Here is a 17871-nt window from a genome sequence, read left to right on the forward strand (position 1 = left end):
GAAGAAATGAAGCATGAATATACGATTCTCTGTCCGCAGATGTCGCCGATTCACTTCCGCTTACTTCAGAAGGCATTCCAGTACTCAGGATTTAACTTTGTCGTCCTCGATTCAGTTGACCCGAAAGCCGTTGATGCAGGCCTTAAGTTCGTAAACAACGACGCATGTTATCCTTCAATTCTTGTAACAGGCCAGCTTATCGAAGCGCTTGAATCAGGAAAATACGATATTAACAAAACTGCAGTCATCATCTCACAGACTGGCGGCGGCTGCCGTGCAACAAACTACATCGGCTTTATCCGCCGTGCCTTAAACGATGCCGGCTGGAGCCATGTTCCGGTAATTTCGCTCAATGCACTCGGTATGGAAAAGAATCCTGGCTTTACGTTCACACCTGGCATGGTTCACAAGGCAATGATGGCAGCCTTCTTAGGCGACCTTTTGATGCGTGTTCTTTACCGTGTACGCCCGTACGAAGCAGAACCTGGCAGTGCAAACCGCCTTTACGAAAAATGGAACGCAAAAGCTGAGCAGATGCTCAGGTCAAACTCAATTTTCAAGTACAGAAGGCTTATTAAAGGAATCGTGCGCGATTTCGACAGGCTTCCGATTCTTCCGGTTAAAAAGCCGCGCGTCGGTGTTGTCGGTGAAATCCTTGTAAAATTCCACCCGACTGCAAACAACGATATGGTAAACGTAATCGAGCGCGAAGGTGCAGAATGTGTAATGCCTGATTTAATGGACTTCTTGTTCTACACATTCAGTGACGGTGTATTCCGGCACAGAGAACTTGCATTCCCTAAAGCCGAAGAAAGAACAGGTAAATTTGCTGTCTGGGCGCTCGAACTTTACCGCCGCTACATGAAAAAGTGCCTGCGTAAGAGCCGGCGCTTTGATCCGCCAAGCTCAATCTGGGACATGATGAAGAGTGTCGAAGGAATCATTCAGACAGGAAACATCTCCGGCGAAGGCTGGTTCTTAACAGCAGAAATGGTAGAACTTATTCACTCAGGTGCTCCAAGCGTTGCCTGCGTTCAGCCTTTTGCATGTCTTCCAAACCACATTACTGGCAAAGGCATGATTAAAGAGCTTCGCCGCCGCTATCCTGAATCGAACATCAGCGCAATCGACTATGATCCGGGTGCTTCAGAAGTCAACCAGCTTAACCGCTTAAAGCTTCTGCTTTCAAACGCACCGATCGGCAAAAACCCGGACGAGCTTCCAAACGGCAAAATCTGGACTAAAAAAGGCGAAGTAGAGCCGATTATCCAGTATGCTTCGGGAGGAGCTCAGTTTGTAGACGATGATCCGGTTGATGCTAGGAATGCAGTACCGGCAACCACGGCTGTGTAAACTGAAAAATAAAAATGCCCGATAATGCGAAACTTTCGTGTTATCGGGCATTTTCTTTGCTTTATATTAGACTAAAACAAGCGGATTTCACCACGGGGAGTTGGCATTTCAGAAAAGACCGGTTCGTCATTTTTATCTCTGGTTATTCTGTAATAATGACAGATATTTTTTTCTGCTTCACGATGAACTTCCATTATTGAAAAACTGTTTGGCATTCCACCGCGTGCCTGGGCACAGCTTCCTGGATTTGAAACTGCAAAAAAATCTTTATGTCCGTTACGACTGACATGGCTTCTGATTGAATTCGGAACATGTGTGTGTCCGTACCAGACAATATCCATCCCCCGTTCTATTGCTTCATTTTTAAGATCTTTGATTCCGTAATACACATTATAACGGTGACCGTGCGTAAGAAAAATTTTTTTGCCGGCTATTTCAATTTCCTGAAATTCCGGGACGGTGACAGGAATTCTCTGTTCTGTAAAAATTGTCGTTGTTGAATTATCTCCGTTTCCTCGCACAAAATAAACAACTTCCGGCATTTTTTTACCGAATTCTTTGTCGAAAAAAGCAAGTTCAAAGGTTTCAATAAGATCTAAAAGTCCGTCACCGCAAAAGCACATTGCATCACAGTCAGGGCCAAATTTTGCAATAATATCCTGCAGGATTACCGAATTACCATGTGAATCTGAAATCAAAAGAACTTTTGCAAATTCTTTTCCGGCAAGTCCTGAGACTGCTTTTTTTGAGCCGATTGCAAGATTTGTCTGCTGGACAATTTCTATCATTATTACTCAAAAATAAAGTGATTTATTGACTGTAAGCCTGTTTCACCGTCAATATAACGCGTAACAGTTCTGTTTTTGTCGAGTAATTTCTGAACAAAATCAAGAAGATTATTATCTGCTTTTAAAGGCTGGCGCAGCTCAATCATCTGAGAAATTGAATTAATAAGAATCTGAGATTCATCAAAATCAGGAATAAAATCAGTGACTTCTCCATCAATTACATCTGCTTTGTGGGCATAATCAAGTACAAAATCAGAACTTGACTCAGAACCTAAAACATCATCCTGTGAAAAAAATGTAAATACAGGGTATGGAAGTTTACCGTCTTCAGCTTTATCCTGAAGTTTTGAAATGGCTATATGAAGGCCTTCCGGAGCACCCAGAATAATCATACCGGCAAGTGTCTTATCTTCAAGTCTGTCTGCCAGATGAGAAATACGCTCACGACCGGCTACCATAAAATCTGCCGGATAAACAAAAACAGAAATCAAGCCCGGTTTTTCTTCAGTTTCAACTCCAAAATTTTCATTAAGATTCTGTGTAAGCTTTTGAACAGATTCTTCTGAGTTATAGCCGTATCCTAAAACAACTGCAATATTTTTGCCTTCCAGATAAGCCTTTGTTTCGGGAGAGATTTTTTTGAGTTTTGCAGGAACTGTTTCCTTTGATTTTGAAACCTGTGAAAGTGTAGTTGATGCAGTCAGTTTTTTTTCACCTTTGCAGGCTGTAAAAGAAAAAGCCGAAAGAAGTGCAAAGGTGAAAACTGTATTTTTAATAAAATTTGATTTAATCTTTAACATACCTTGATTTTATCAAATTTTTCATTTTTACGAAAGTGTTGCTGTTATTCAAAAATCAGCTCGACAAGTATGGTGGCCTCTTTAGAGCCGCCGGAAGTGCTGGAAGTTTCTGTACCAGCTTCCTGAGAACTTGCTGTCTGAGTTCCGCTTCCAAGAGAAACTGCTGATTCTTTTGCTGTTTCTGAAGGTTTTGAAACACCTGCAGCTGTTGAATTTGAAACTTCACCTTGAGAAACCATTACGGCATTAACAGGAGCATCTTCTGTACCTTCAGCTTCTTTGTTATTTTTTGCTTTCCAGAAAGCAACTGAACCGCGGGTTGTTGAGAGTTTTGCTCTCTTGTAGCGTGAAGCAAAACCGAATTCAGTACCACGGACAGAAGCCGTTGCAACAGGAGATTTTACTGTAAAACCTACACGACGGTCGGCAGATTTCTGAACATTTGATTTTAATGAACCTGTATCGAGGAATATTGTTGTTTCGTCTTTGCCGGCTTCACCATTTATTCCTTCGCGTTCTGCAAGAGTTTTTAATGTTATGCGCGAAAGTGGTGAAACAGTGACTGTAGATTCTTTGATTTTTAAAACCAGTTCAGATTTAAAACCTGTCTGAATGACTGAACCCTGATCAAGAGAATCACCTTCTTTTAAGGTAACCCACGTAGTTCCGTTTTGAACTTCTGTTTTTCCTTTTGTTGAAACAACTGTTGCCTGAAATGCAAATGCAGTAAATGCTGCTGCAGTAAAAATCAATGAAAGAATTAATTTTTTCATAGTTAACCTCCGTAAGATTTCTATATTAGAATGCTATACTTGCATTAATCTTGAGCTGAGTTTTGTTATTTCCTGAATCATCATTATCAAAATACTGGCCAAAGCTTAATCCTGCAGAAACATCACTTACAATCTGCCAGTTTGCATTTGCTGAATACTGGAATCCCTGATATTCAATTTCTTTAGCTGCATCAAAAACCATATCTGCGCTTAATGCGGCCAGAACATTGGAAACCGGCTTTATTGTTGCAGAAAGGCCGGCCTTTGCAAGTGCAGAATATTCCGGTTCTGCAAGTGAATTTACTGCAGAATTACTTGTAAAGCCTTTGAAAAATTCAAATGAGCCCTGTTTTCCTGAAGCATATACACCGTTTAATGATACAGACATTGATTTAAATGACGGATAGGCAGTAACTGCGATTTTTGAAAGATTTGACTTTTCCATGTCCCCGTCGTCATATTTTGAAAAGCCTAAAGTTGATGATAAATCATAGAAAACCGATGAAACAATCGGACCTGAAAGCAAAACTGTTCCGTAAAACCTGTTATAGTCTGCAGTCTCAGAATCAAGTGAAACTGAAGCAAGGCCTTCAAGAGAAAGCCCATGAGCTGCAATAAGATTCGGCAGATCAAAAACAAGGCCGGCAACTGCATATTTATCAGCAAGAACATAAAGTTTTTTAGGTTTGTCAGAAAGTTCTGGAGAAGTGTTTGCAGGAGATGCATCTGTAAGAATTGTAGTATTTTTGGCATTTAAAAGACCTGTGTAAACACCAAAAGCCGAAACATTAAACCTTGCTCCCTGGAATTCTGCCTTTAAGCCGTCACCGTTCTGTGAATAAATAATGCCGGTCAAATCTTCATTGTAAAAACGGCCTGTAGATATTGTTAAGTCGCCAGAGCTTAATTCCTGATGAATAACAAGCTTAAACAGTGATAAATCACCGGTTAAAAGCAGTTTATCATCAGAGGCAGGAATTGAATCGTCGTATTCTGTTGAAAAACTTCCTTCTGTAACAAAATAGCTTAATCCGTCTTCAGAAACAGGTGTTTTAAGCCAGAGACTGATGGAGTTTTTCTGGTCAAGAGTGAGGTCTGAAACTTCTTTTCCGGAAAATTTTGTGGTATTTGAAAGAAGACCGCCGAAATCAAAAGAAAACAAAGGTACGGAAAGAGAAATTAAAGCGGCTGAAAGAAATATTTTTTTAAGTGTGATTTTCATTATTCTGTTTCTCCTGTAAGTTCAAGACAAGCGTTAAAAATATCGATTGTGTCTCTGCCGGAAACTTTCATTGAAGGATCCGACTCTTTTGGCAGAACGTCCTTAGCTTTTAATTCTTTGTAAGAATATCGCTTTGAAGGGAACAGTGTGTAAAAAAGCCCGCCTTTTAAATTAAGAGCTTTCATATAGATAAAACTGAGCTCGGAAAGAGTAACTTCAGAATCAGCTTCAGAATCTGATGAAAAGTATCCGTTTGATTTAAGTGCTTCAAATGCCTGTAAGTCTGTACTCTGTTCATCAATAAGCTTTGCATAAACAGCTGCAAGGTAAGAAGACTGTGCACAGGTAGCCGTTTCAGATTCCAGTAATGCAGAAACACGCTCTGAACTTTGTGCAAAGACTGCGAAGTTTGAAATAAGAGCCAGAATAATTCCTGAAAGGATTTTTTTCATTTTAAGCAAACTCCTTACTTTTATTTTTTAAGAAAATTTTACGGTTTTATTATAATCTGTGTTATAATATTTGTCATGGGAAAAATATCAAAAAACTCAAAAGGTTCTAAAAAATCTTTATCGCGAAAATTAATCGCACTTATTATTGTTGTATCAGCTGTTATTTTCTGGACTACAATCTGCGCAATCGGAGCATTGCAGAAATTCGACTACCGTATTTATGATTTGCTTCTCGGTTTTTCAAAAGCCCCGGAAACAAGACACGAAGTTTTATTAGTCGAAGCAGATAACGTTTCAACAAGCAATGATTCATTTCAGGAAATGAAGACCTGGCCGTGGCCAAGAAATATTTTTGCTAAAGTCCTTATGCGTATGAAAGAATTCGGCGCAAGCACGGCTGTATTCGATATTGAGTATCTTTCGCCATCAAGTCTTGCCGTAAATGAAGATGCCATCATCGAAGCAGCCTCTAATTTTGACGGAACCCGACCTGACTTTGAAAAATTTGTACGCGATAACGACGATTATTTTGCACGCGCAATTCAATTCTTCGGAAATACATGGCTTACAATCAATACTCTCGATATTGATATGAAATATACTGACGAAGAAATTGATTATGTTAAGCAGCGTTTTTTATACAATGTAGAAGATAAAGACGATTTAATTCTTAAGGATTTCAGACAGGGGCGTCTGGACAGTACAAAAACTTCATTTATCGACAACTTCAAAATCGGAAAACCTGACTGGGGAAATCCTGAATTTGACAGAAAATATCTGATTGGCTTTTCTCCGGCTATGCATCAGTTCATAAGCCATGCACAGGGAGCAGGTTTTACTAACGTCATTATTGATATGGACGGAACCCGCCGCAGAATCGAACTTTTAAATAATAAGGACGGGCTTTTTGCCGGTCAGCTTTCATTTGCACCGGTTTTAAAAATATTAAATCCGCAGAGCATCACACGTAAAAAAAACAGTCTTAAACTTACAAACTGCAGAAGCATTGGCGGAAAAGACATTTCAATTCCACTGGATTCTGACGGAAAAATGATAATCAACTGGCTTCATTCGCTTTTTATCGATTCATTCCGCCATGAAAGCATGTTCTTTTTAGCCCAGCTTGATGAACTTGAAAAAAATGTCGTTACCGAACTTAAATCGCTGAACGGCTTTTTGACTTCCCTTGATTCTGCAAAAATAAAGGGACTTGATTTACAGCCCCTCCAGTCTGCTCAGACTGTAAAAACACTTGTTTCTGATTATTCTGACATTAATGATTTTATGGAATTTCTGCTTGCAAAGTGCGAAGGTTATGATGCACAGGGAAATGCCATTGGCGGCGGAATCGATTATTCTGAATACGAGCAGTATTTTCAGGCACGCAAAGATTTTTTTGAAGCTGTTACCTCATTCTGTAAAGGAAATGCTCTGGACGAAATTGCAGAACGGCTGATTTTAATCCGGGATTATCTTGATGAAGAAACTTTTAATTCAATCCAGTCAGAACTTTCAGAGCTTTTTGACACGCTTTCCAGTGAAAATGAGCTTTACAATTCTATTTTTGCAGAAAAAAAACAGGTTTATGAAAATTCATTCTGTATTATAGGACATACGGCAAGTTCCACAACCGATTTGGGTACAACTCCATTTGAACGGGCATACATGAATGTCGGAACTCACGCAAATGTTTACAATACAATCATGAATCAGGATTTTATTTATCCTGCAAAATGGGGCTGGGGTGTCTTTATCATATCAGTTCTTTCCCTTATTTTAATTGTGCTTCCTGCTGAAAAACGGGCCCGTGTTCAAAACTTAACCGGTGTAAGCCTTGTTGTATTAAGCCTTATTCTGCCCGTTTTACTGATTATTATATTCAGTGTTTATATTCCGGCACTTTGTGCAATTTTGATTGCCTTCAGTTCATATCTTGCAATGACAATCTACAGGTTTGCTACAAGCGAAAAAGACAAAAAATTCCTTCAGGCAACTTTTGGTGCTTACGTTGCTCCTGCTGTAGTTGACCAGATTGTAAAAAATCCGGCTCTTGCAAGCTTGGGCGGTAAATCTGACAATCTTACGGCTCTCTTTTCTGACGTAAAGTCATTCTCTGCCTTTACAGAAGTTATAAATAACGAAGAAGGCGAAGATAAAGGTGCTGAAAGGCTTGTTGCTGTATTAAACGATTATCTTGGTGTTTTAAGCGATGCCATTATGGATAACAACGGTACAATCGATAAATATGTCGGTGATGAAATTGTCTCGTTCTTTGGAGCTCCTGTTCACGATGAAAACAATGCCTTTGATGCCTGTGTAGCAGGAATCCGTATGCTTCAGGCAGAACGCCAGTTCAACGAAGAAAACAAAGACCGGCTTCCGATAAATCCTGCAACCGGCGAGCCGTTTTTCCTTCATTCACGTGTCGGATTAAACACCGGTAACATGGTTGTCGGCAATATGGGAACAGAGAAAAAGCTTAACTATACAATCATGGGCAATAACGTTAACCTTGCAAGCCGTCTTGAAGGAACAAACAAGGCCTACGGTTCATGGATTATGTGTTCTGAAAGTACATGGAATGCTGCCAATCAGGGCGAAAATGCCGGTAAAATAGTGGCCAGGAAGCTTGACTGTGTACGCGTAATCAACGTAAAAAAGCCGGTCGGAATTTATTCGATTATTGGTCTTAGAAACGAATTAAGCGAAAAGCGCATTAAAGCAACGGAGCTTTTTAACGAAGGCACTGAATGGTATTTAAAAGGTAGTGATACTCCGAACGAGCCGAAAGATGTCGAAGATTTGAAAAAAGCTTACGAACTTTACAGACAGGCTGATGAACTTTATCCGATGGATGAAAGTGCGAAAGTCTTTATGGAACGCTGCGAAGATTATATTAAAAACGGCGTTCCTAAAATCTGGGACGGTGTTTACACAATGAAGAGCAAATAATTTTTTGTTTTTTCTACTTTATAACACTTTATTTTTGAAACTTCTTATAATCGCTGATATTATTATAATATGAAAATAAAAGTATTATTATCAGCGATTTTTTTTATTTTAACCGCTTATTCTTTTTCTTTTGCACAAAATTCTGAGCAGCCAGTTAGTACTGCACTTTCTGTTGAAGATGCGGTCAACCTGGCAAAGAAAAACAATATTTCAATTGCGCGCGAAGAAATCACACTGAACGGACTAAAAAGAGCTGATTCTCATTCATGGAACAGTATTTCACCGACAGTAAGTCTTGGTGCAGGCTCTTCAATTCCAGTTGATGCCTTAAGTGATACAAAATCAAATTACACGGCAAATCTTGGGGTTTCTGCTACGTTTTCACTTTCTTTAAGTGCAAATCTCTACACTTCAATGCAGAGCGCAAAAATTGCTTACGAATCAGGAAAAATCAGTTTTGAAGATGCTGTAAAATCGGTTGAACTGAGTGTACGCGAGGCTTTTTACACACTTTTATACGAAAAAGAAAATATTACCCTCCAGGAACAGAATCTTGAAATTGCAAAGACCCAGTACAGCAATAACCTTGCAAAGTACAATCAGGGACGTTTGAGCGAAATCGATGTACTTTCTGCTGAAGTAAATTACAAGAGCAAGATTCCGACTGTTGGAAGTGCCAAAACAACTTTTCTGAATGATCTGGCTTCATTTAAGCAGCTGCTTTCACTTCCGATAGACGAGAGAATTGAACTTTCAGGTTCTTTAGACGACCTTATCAACCTGAATGAAATTAAAGTTGACATGAAAGATGTAAAATCTTCTGACATAAAGCTTCTTGAATACAAAATTGCTTCTGCAAAAAATACGGTTTTGGATAAAAGATTTTCAGCCTTTGCTCCCAGTTTGAGTGCATCCTTAAACTTGCGCGACCAGTACTGGTATACCGGCTATAAAGGGGCAGAGCCTGAGCCGGAAAAATCAGCTTCCATTTCTCTTTCGGCAACAATTCCGCTGGACGGTTTTCTTCCGTGGTCGGCCAGAAATGATGCAGTTGACAGCGCAAAAGATACTGTAAAAGACCTTGAACTCCAGCTTGATAACGAAATGAAAAACTTAAAGCGCACTGTGGATTCAAGTCTGCGTTCAATAAGGCAGAGCCAGGAATCAATTCAGTACAAGCAGGCAAATGTTGAACTTGCAAAAAAAACATACGAAATGACTGCCGAAGCTTACAACCGGGGTACAAAAGACCTGCTTACTCTGCAGGATGCGAATGCTTCCCTCCTGAATGCGCAGGTCAGCCTTAAAAATGAAACTTTAACGCTTATTAAAGCTGTTTTGAATCTGGAAAATACAATCGGAGTTCCATTCGGAACACTTGGAGATTAAAATGAACGAAAAATTCAAAATTACTAAACCGAAAATCGTTGCAGGCTCTGCCCTTGCATTTCTTGCTGTCTGCTTTATTTTTGTAAAACTTAGTTCTTCCGGTAAAGAAGGTGCAGGACCAATGAAGAGGGGACGGGGAAACGGAAATACTGTTGTTTCTGTAAAAACGCAGGTTCTTGAAGAAACAACACTTCACGGCTATATTTCAACAAACGGTGAAATTGAAAGCCAGAATTCAGTAAATGTCTTCCCTGATGTTTCAGGCAAAGTAATGGAAACAAATGTTATGCTCGGCTCTTCAGTAAAGCGCGGTGACATTATTGCATATGTAGACCCAAGTGCGCCTGGACAGTATTACAAAAAAAGCCCGGTTTATGCTCCGATTTCAGGAAGTATTATTTCAACTCCGCTCAAAAACGGAACAACAGTTACAACAAGTACGGTAATTGCCATTGTCGGAGATATTTCAAATCTTCAGGTAAGTGCAGATATTCCTGAACGCTATGTTTCAGTATTAAAAAACGGCTTAAAAGCAGATATTTCGGTTGAAGCTTATCCGGATATTGTTTTTAAGGCGACTGTAACGCGTGTAAGCCCTGTAGTTGATACAACAAGCCGCACAAAAGAAGTAATCCTTCACTTTGACGAAAAAGATTCTAGAATCAATGCCGGTATGTTCGGCAAGGTTAAACTTTTTACCGAAGACTATACCGGCTTTGTTACAATGCCGTCTGATTCTCTTGTTCAGAACGGAGATGATTATTTTGCATACGTCGTAAACGAAGATTCAACTGTCTCAAAACGAAAGGTCACACTCGGAAAAAGCGTCGACGGCATAATTCAGATTCTTTCAGGCGTTGACACTGGCGAAAAAGTCGTAGTTCAGGGACAGACTTCACTTGGTGACGGCTCTAAAGTACAGGACATCACGAATGGAAAATTGAAAACTGAAAATGAAAAACCGGAAAATACTGAAAAAGGAAATCGCCCTGAAGGCGGGGAAAGACCTTCTCGCGGGGAATAAATTATGAGTATATCTAAAAAAACACTTGATCACCCGGTTTTAACGCTGATTGTCTTTGTTCTCCTTCTGATAACGGGTGTTTTTACATTAAAAAATGTTGCGATAAGCCTTATGCCTGACGTTGAATCCCCATACATTACAGTGCGCACAACTTACACAAATGCGGGGCCGGAATCAGTCGAAAAATCTGTAACAAAAGTGCTTGAAGGGCAGCTGGTTTCCGTAAGCGGATTAAAAAATCTTACTTCAACTTCATCTTCAGGCTCTTCTTCGATTTCGCTTGAGTTTAATTACGGTACAGACCTCGACGAAGCCACAAATGATGTACGTGATAAAATCAGCCGTGTAACCAGAAACCTTCCTGATGATGCCGGAAGTCCTACAATCTTTAAAATGGATTCAAATTCCATGCCTATTATGCGGATTGCAGTGCGCGGAAACCGTTCCAACGACGACTTAAAACAGATTGCCGAAGACCAGATTGTTGACCTTTTTGAGCAGGTTGACGGCATTGCAGAAGCAGATGTTTCCGGCGGACGGGAAAAAATTGTCCGTGTAGATATTTCCCAGAACAGACTTGCAGCTTACGGATTAACTATGGCAGGCGTTTATTCTGCCCTTGGAAAACAGAATCTTGAACTGGGCGGCGGAACAATTACTGAAGGCATTCATGATTACACAATCCGTACTACAGGTGAGTTTAAAAGCATTGAAGAAGTAAACAATACAATTATTACAACTCTTAACGGCTACGGCGTAAAACTCAGTGACATAGGTACGGCGTATCTTGGTTATAAAGACAAATCCAGTGAAGTTTACATTAACGGTCAGCCGGGCGTTTACGTAAGTATTACAAAGCAGTCGGGTAAAAATACAGTTACAGTTGCAAAAGCTGCCCGCGAAAAACTAGAAGAAATTCAGGAAATCTTACCTTCTGACGTAAAACTCGAAATTATCCGTGATGATTCGACTTCAATTAACGATACAATCAATACTCTTGTTGAATCTGCATATACCGGTCTTCTTCTTGCTGTACTTATTTTGTTTTTGTTCCTGAAATCCGGTAAATCAACAATGATTATTGCAATTTCAATTCCCCTTTCAATTGTAATTACTCTTTTATGTATGAATTTTGCGGGGCTTACGCTCAATATGATGACTTTAACAGGTCTTATTCTTGGCGTCGGTATGATTGTAGATGCTTCCATTGTTATGATTGAAAACATTTACGTTTACCGCACCCGCGGAGCCCAGCCTAAAGTTGCAGCAGTTCTCGGTTCACAGGAAATGATTATGTCTGTAATTTCCGGAAACCTTACAACAATCTGTGTATTTATTCCCTTCCTTTTCTTTATGTCTGATCTTGGAATGATGGGGCAGATGTTCAAAGGCATGATTTTTACTGTCGTTATAGCGCTTGTCTCTTCACTTTTTGTTGCGATTTTCCTTGTACCGGTTCTTGCAGGTAAGTTTTTCCCGCTTACAAACCGCACTGAAAAGCCGGTTCAGTTTAAGCCGTTAAAACGATTCTACGAACTGCTTGAAATTCCTCTGGTAAAACTTACAGAAGTTTACAGAAAAGCTTTGAGCGCTGCCTTAAATAACAGGCTGGTTACCTGTATTGTCTGTTTTTCTGTGCTTGTTTCGGCTTTTGTATTTATTCCGACCCTTCGTGTTCAGATGATGACAGGCGGCCAGGATGACAGTGTAACCTTAAATCTTACAATGCCGATTGGAACGACCTTAAGCGAAACAACAGCCGTTCTAAAGACTTTTGAAAAAATCTGTGAAGAAGAAATAGAAGGCTACACCACGCTCATTACTTCGATTGGCACTGGTCGTGGAAATTCATCTTCATACAAAGGCTCAATTCAGATAAATCTTCCGGGTGCAGAAGAACAGATTGATACAAGCGATACTATTCAGAAAAAGCTCCGTGCTCATTTCGGTGATTTTACCGATGCCCGCTTTAACTTTTCACAGGGCATGATGAGGCAGATGACAGGTTCTTCGTTTAAAATCAAAGTCCGTTCAGATGATCTTGATGCTGCTCTGGAAGTTGCTTCTCAAATCCGCTCTGTCATGGAAGATATTTCTGACATCGGTGAAGTTTCAATTGATACTGAAGAAGGTCTGCCTGAAGTTGAAATCGAGATAGACAGACAGCGGGCATATTCTTTCGGTGTTGACGTTACTACAGTTGCAAAGGAAATAAACTATGCAATCAATGGAGTTACTGCCACAACTTACCGCCAGGACGGAAAGGAATACGACATGGTCCTTCTGTATCAGAAAGGAGACCGGCAGAGCGTTTCAGACCTTGAGCAGATTTATGTAAACGGAAACGGCGGCAAGGTAAGTGTTGCAAATTTTGCCCGTGTTGTTAAAGGTTTAGGTCCTGTTTCAATCCGCCGTGCAAACCAGACCCGCGTTGTAACCGTAAGCGCAGACAACAACGGAAAGCGCAATGATTACGAAGTTGAAGACGACATTAAGGCAGGAATTGCAGAAAGCTTTATCGTGCCGGACGGAGTTACAATTTCTTACGAAGGAAACTGGAAGGACACCCAGGAGCAGGGACAGGTTTACGGTTTAATCATAATCATGGCGATTCTGCTGGTCTTTGGCGTTATGGCCGGAACTTACGAAAGCTTTAAGGCTCCGTTCATTAACCTTATGACAATTCCTTTCCTGATTGTAGGCGTTGTTTTTATCTACAAAATTTCAGGACAGGCTTTCAGTATGATGAGTGCAGTGGGCTTAATTATGCTTGTCGGAATTGTCGTAAACAACGGAATTATTCTTGTAGACTACACAAACCTTCTGATTAACAGAGGCTACAAAATGAAGGAAGCCTGTCTTGAAGCAGGAGCCAGCCGCCTTCGCCCGGTTTTAATGACAACTTTAACTACAATCCTCGGCATGATTCCGATGTGCTTTGCTACAAGCGGAAGTGCCGGCATGGTTCAGCCGATTGGAGTTGCAGTAGTCGGAGGCTTAACAAGTTCTACCTTCATTACGCTTTTCTTTATTCCGGTTCTGTACTCGCTGATTATGAAAGAAAAGTCAGTACACAAATCGAAAATTCAGGTACTTTTGGCGGAGGAAAAAAATGACTAGAGCAGAAATTATTGCCAATCAGTCCGTGCAGGATGAAATTATTTCGCTCATGGAAGAGCATATTGAAGGCGTTTTGTACACAATAATTCCGATGGCTGTCGGCCGCGGAAAAAAGTCTTACAAAATGGGAGACGGTACCTGGCCGGAGACAAATTTTGTGCTTTTCAGTTACATGGAAGACGAAAAAGTTCCTGTGCTCAAAGCTATTATAAAAGCCGTAAAAGAAAAATTTACAAACGAAGGAATAAAATTATTTTTAGTAAAAGCTGAAGAAATTTAAAAATGCGGCATACAAAAAGACCTGAAAAATTTTATTACTTTCTTATGAACAAAAAAGCCGGAGAAGTCTGCTCTCATACCAGTGATTCACATCACACTGTTTATGAACATTTTCCGGCCGATATTCTCATTTCAAACGGAGTCAAATTACATTCAGCAGGAAGGCTTGACTGCGATACAGAAGGTCTGCTCTTATTTACAAATGACGGAAAATTTTCAAATTTTCTTACCCGCCCCGAAAACAAAATAGAAAAAACATATTTTGTCCGCCTTAAAAATGCTGTTTCAGAAACCGAACAGAAAAAATACACAAAACTTGCAGAAAAAGGCATGGTTCTGCCTGCTGAAAAAAAGTCGCCTGAACAAAAATCAAACGGAGCAAAAATCGACTGGAAGGCTGTCACAATCACAAACGAATGTGAAATCACGCTTACGGAGGGAAAATTCCATGAAGTGAAGCGGATTTTCCGTGCGCTCGGAAACGAAGTCGTGTATCTAAAGCGAGTGAATTTTGCAGGAATCGAACTTGACGAATCTTTGAAAACCGGCGGCTGGCGAAATCTCGCGCAAAGCGAAATAAAAAGTCTGAAAAACGGCGTTTTTTCTTGAAATCCTCTGAAAATGTGTCATAATTGTAAAAAGATTGTGCCATATATTGGGGGATTCTTATGAAACGCTCGATTTTAAAAAAGTTTTTCGCATTTCTTTCGGTTGCGGCAAGTGCCTTCTTGCTTTTTTCGTGCTCCGTATTTGAATCTGATACCCGGGGGGGGGTAATATCACTTGCACTGCCCGACTCTTCTTCCGCACGCTCTATCTCCACAAGCGGAAATGCTCCTTCAAATGACTTTATCGAAGCGTATGAAGTCAGAGTAAGAAATGCTGAAAATAAGATGGTTCAAAAAATCAGCGGCGCAACCCCCGGCTCAACAATTTCCATAGACAAACTTTCTCCCGACACATATACAATTTCTGTTCTGGCTTATTATTCTGCCGTTGACTGGGGAGAAACCTATGATTATGTGACTTACTACGGAAAAATATCGACAAAATTGTCCGCAGGTGAAAACAAAACCGTATCACTTGCATTAAGGGATTTTGAGAATTCCGGTACATATATCACCGTTTATATAAATCCGATAAACAGCGCCCTTGACGAATGGTCAGAATTAGGCAGCAATAATAATTACTCATGCACTATTACCGGAAACGGTGTAAATTTTACATTTGAGGACATGGAAACTGTTGGAAACGGAAACGACTACGGCTGCATGCCTCCCGGCAGCTGGTATTGCCTCAAAGACAAATTCCTTGAGCCTGGCTTTGCCTATACTTTTGATGTGACAGTCATAAAAGCAGGCTGGGTTGAAGACAATTGGGTAGATGTTATTAGAAAATATCACGGTTCAAAAACACAAGTCGTTGAAGAATCCAATTATCAAAATCAAGGTGAACACGCAGTATCTGTTGAAGTCGAATAAAAAAACTTTATCTCCTGCCCATTTCAGCCTTTTTAATTTTCCTGGCCAAGTTTTTCTTCTTCCAAATCGGCTTCCCGATGAGCAATTTCTTTCATTTCATACATAAGCTTGTCTGCATTATTTAGGAACGTACGGAAATCATTATAGTTTTTTTTATAATAGGTAAAACCGACACTGATTGAAATTTTATACGGTGCATTCAGTTCTTCATTTTTCCTGTTTATCAGATCATGAATTTTTTCGTTCAACAGCTGAGCTTCTTCCGGAGTAAAAACAACACCAATTACAAATTCATCACCGCCAAAACGGCTCATAATGCACTTCCGGCGGATATGAGAACAGGCTTCTTTTAAAACTTCAGCTGTTGCAATAAGAGCTTTGTCACCTTCGGTATGCCCGTAAGTATCATTGATTGATTTAAATTTGTTCAAATCCATCATAAAAAGATACAGACAGTCGATTTTTGAGTACGGCTCTTCATTAATACGCCTGATCTGTTCCTGAAAAAACCTTTCTCCCTGTCGCCTGTTAAAAATTCCTGTAAGTGCATCCTGAGAAACCATTCCACGCATTGTAATGATATAAATTAAAAGTGTAGCGATTGTAAATCCGATTGCAAAGGAAGGAAGTTCCCAGAAAAAATAATGCAGGGATGCTCCGATAATAACAGGAATTGTATAGACTGTAACAAGCAGATACTGTTCTTTTGAAAAATCATTTTGAGTTCTCAGAAAAAAAACAAAGGAAATCAGCCCGAATACAATTACATAGCCGAACAGAATAATCATTAAAAGTGCATAAAGCGGACCTCTTACAAGGTTTCCGTCAGAATCAATATAAAAAATTAAATGAGTCCAGTAAGTTGACAGGATTGCTAAAAGTGTTAAAACGAAAGGAACAAAAATTAAAAGATCTTTTCTGCAGTTTTTCTTTTGCGGGATAACTGCCTTCCAGATTGAAAATAAGAAATGACAGATTGTATATGCACAGAACGACATAACTGAATACATCGCAATATTTGTAATATAACGGGTTAAAATGGTCCGCTGAATGTTTACATCTGAATAAGCAAAAATCCAGAAAATATCTGTAATGCAATACACAATTACGGCAAGGAAAACATGAGTTAAATGAAGACGTTTATTTGTGCGTTCGACATCAGTCAGTGTTGTATAAAGCAGAATACCCATTAAAAGCGCACAGAATAAATCAAAGCCGGCATAAAAAAAAGCTGTCGCCTGTTGTACGTTTTCTAAATTCATATTATCCCCAGCAGGATTATACCACAGTTTTAGACAAACAACAACAAATATTTCATTTTTCTGTCATTTTAATGCTTCATCTGCAAGCATATCCGCATAATTATCTGAACTGTTTTGATTATTTTTAAGCTGGGCTTTGAATATTGCCTTTTTAGGCAAAGCTGTTTCGTTGCGTTTTTCAAGCTCTGCGCGGGCGGAAAGTAAAATTTCACTTGCTTCGCCTGCGCGCACATGAAGAGCCTGTGCAATTTTTGCTTCTTCGGCTGCAGCCAGATTTTCAAGGGTTGTAAATTCTTTTATGAGGATTTTTTCGCGTTTTTCGCCAACATGCGGCAAACTTGCAAAAACAGAGACTGTATTTTCTTTTGTGCGGAGATTCTGGTTACGGCTGGTTGCAAAACGGTGAGTTTCGTCGCGCACGCGCTGTAAAAGCCTTAAAGCATCGCTTCTGCGCGGAAGGCAGATAGGACCGCCTGCATGAGGTCTCCAGATTTCTTCATCGCGCTTGGCAAGACCTGCAATCGGGATGTCCAGGTTAAGCATTTTTAAGATTCCGTCTACGGCATTTACCTGACCGATACCACCGTCGATTAAGATTAAATCCGGCAGTTCGGCATTTTCGTTTGAAAGACGTGAATAGCGGCGGGTGGCGGCTTCGCGCATGGATGCAAAATCGTCGATTACGCCGTTTGTGGTTTTGAGGCGGAAATAACGGTAATTTTTTTTGTCAGGATTTCCCTTCCAGAAGCTGATTAACGAAGCAACCGGAAATTTGCCGCCGATGTGTGCAATATCAAAGCCTTCGATGCGTTCAGGAAGCCGCGGAAGATTAAGCAGTTCTTTAAGCTCGTTCAATGCCGGCATATCCCCGCGCTCGCGTACACGGCGGATAATGTCTTCTTTTGCATTTTCGCGGGCCATGTTAAGGGCTGCTAAATCGCGGCTTGAATCAGGAGTGAGCAATGAGCAATGAGCT

The 17871-nt window shown here is 40.2% G+C and carries 14 protein-coding genes and 1 pseudogene; 8 read left to right on the forward strand and 7 right to left on the reverse strand.

Annotated features, from left to right (window positions below; all coding sequences use genetic code 11):
- Positions 1-1353: pseudogene (locus ACKI5B_RS00810) on the forward strand (2-hydroxyglutaryl-CoA dehydratase); the annotation flags it as partial.
- 71 nt (positions 1354-1424) lie between these two features.
- On the opposite strand, the gene ACKI5B_RS00815 reads toward ACKI5B_RS00810, so the two are convergent.
- Genes ACKI5B_RS00815 through ACKI5B_RS00835 form a run of 5 tightly spaced genes read right to left on the reverse strand, consistent with a single transcriptional unit; the run spans position 1425 to position 5388 of the window.
- Positions 1425-2141, reverse strand: a complete 717-nt coding sequence (locus ACKI5B_RS00815) for a metallophosphoesterase family protein (RefSeq protein WP_407425052.1) — start codon at positions 2139-2141, stop codon at positions 1425-1427.
- A 2-nt stretch (positions 2142-2143) separates the two neighbouring features.
- Positions 2144-2941 (reverse strand): hypothetical protein, encoded by a 798-nt coding sequence (locus ACKI5B_RS00820; protein ID WP_407425053.1) that lies wholly within the window; start codon positions 2939-2941, stop codon positions 2144-2146.
- A 44-nt stretch (positions 2942-2985) separates the two neighbouring features.
- Positions 2986-3714, reverse strand: a complete 729-nt coding sequence (locus ACKI5B_RS00825; RefSeq protein ID WP_407425054.1) for a FecR domain-containing protein — start codon at positions 3712-3714, stop codon at positions 2986-2988.
- A gap of 25 nt (positions 3715-3739) precedes the next feature.
- A complete protein-coding gene (locus tag ACKI5B_RS00830) occupies positions 3740-4936 on the reverse strand; it encodes a hypothetical protein (RefSeq protein WP_407425055.1) in 1197 nt (398 codons plus the stop codon).
- Positions 4936-5388 (reverse strand): lysozyme inhibitor LprI family protein, encoded by a 453-nt coding sequence (locus tag ACKI5B_RS00835; protein WP_407425056.1) that lies wholly within the window; start codon positions 5386-5388, stop codon positions 4936-4938. Before ACKI5B_RS00835 ends, ACKI5B_RS00830 begins: the two co-directional genes overlap by 1 nt.
- A gap of 75 nt (positions 5389-5463) precedes the next feature.
- Here ACKI5B_RS00835 and ACKI5B_RS00840 point away from each other — a divergent pair, with 75 nt between their 5' ends.
- From ACKI5B_RS00840 to ACKI5B_RS00870, 7 genes are all read left to right on the forward strand, one after another.
- Positions 5464-8340, forward strand: a complete 2877-nt coding sequence (locus tag ACKI5B_RS00840; RefSeq protein ID WP_407425057.1) for a CHASE2 domain-containing protein — start codon at positions 5464-5466, stop codon at positions 8338-8340.
- Between the two features lie 69 nt (positions 8341-8409).
- Entirely contained in the window at positions 8410-9729 is a 1320-nt protein-coding gene (locus ACKI5B_RS00845) for a TolC family protein (protein ID WP_407425058.1), read from the forward strand.
- Between the two features lies 1 nt (position 9730).
- A complete protein-coding gene (locus ACKI5B_RS00850) occupies positions 9731-10753 on the forward strand; it encodes an efflux RND transporter periplasmic adaptor subunit (protein ID WP_407425059.1) in 1023 nt (340 codons plus the stop codon).
- 3 nt (positions 10754-10756) lie between these two features.
- A complete protein-coding gene (locus tag ACKI5B_RS00855) occupies positions 10757-13873 on the forward strand; it encodes an efflux RND transporter permease subunit (protein ID WP_407425060.1) in 3117 nt (1038 codons plus the stop codon).
- On the forward strand, positions 13866-14153 hold the full coding sequence (locus tag ACKI5B_RS00860) for a PG0541 family transporter-associated protein (RefSeq protein WP_407425061.1): 288 nt from the start codon (positions 13866-13868) through the stop codon (positions 14151-14153). The genes ACKI5B_RS00855 and ACKI5B_RS00860 overlap by 8 nt, the downstream gene beginning before the upstream one ends.
- A 44-nt stretch (positions 14154-14197) precedes the next feature.
- Entirely contained in the window at positions 14198-14761 is a 564-nt protein-coding gene (locus ACKI5B_RS00865) for a pseudouridine synthase (RefSeq protein ID WP_407425062.1), read from the forward strand.
- Positions 14762-14820: 59 nt separating this feature from the next.
- On the forward strand, positions 14821-15633 hold the full coding sequence (locus ACKI5B_RS00870) for a hypothetical protein (protein WP_407425063.1): 813 nt from the start codon (positions 14821-14823) through the stop codon (positions 15631-15633).
- 32 nt (positions 15634-15665) lie between these two features.
- Here ACKI5B_RS00870 and ACKI5B_RS00875 read toward each other — a convergent pair whose 3' ends face one another.
- The gene (locus tag ACKI5B_RS00875) at positions 15666-16895 is read right to left on the reverse strand and encodes a GGDEF domain-containing protein (protein WP_407425064.1); all 1230 of its coding nucleotides are present in this window, start codon (positions 16893-16895) and stop codon (positions 15666-15668) included.
- A gap of 63 nt (positions 16896-16958) precedes the next feature.
- A partial coding sequence (locus ACKI5B_RS00880) for an excinuclease ABC subunit UvrC (protein ID WP_486401657.1) occupies positions 16959-17871 on the reverse strand: 913 nt, incomplete at its 5' end.

It is taken from the genome of Treponema sp., assembly GCF_045657965.1.
Lineage (GTDB): Bacteria > Spirochaetota > Spirochaetia > Treponematales > Treponemataceae > Treponema_D.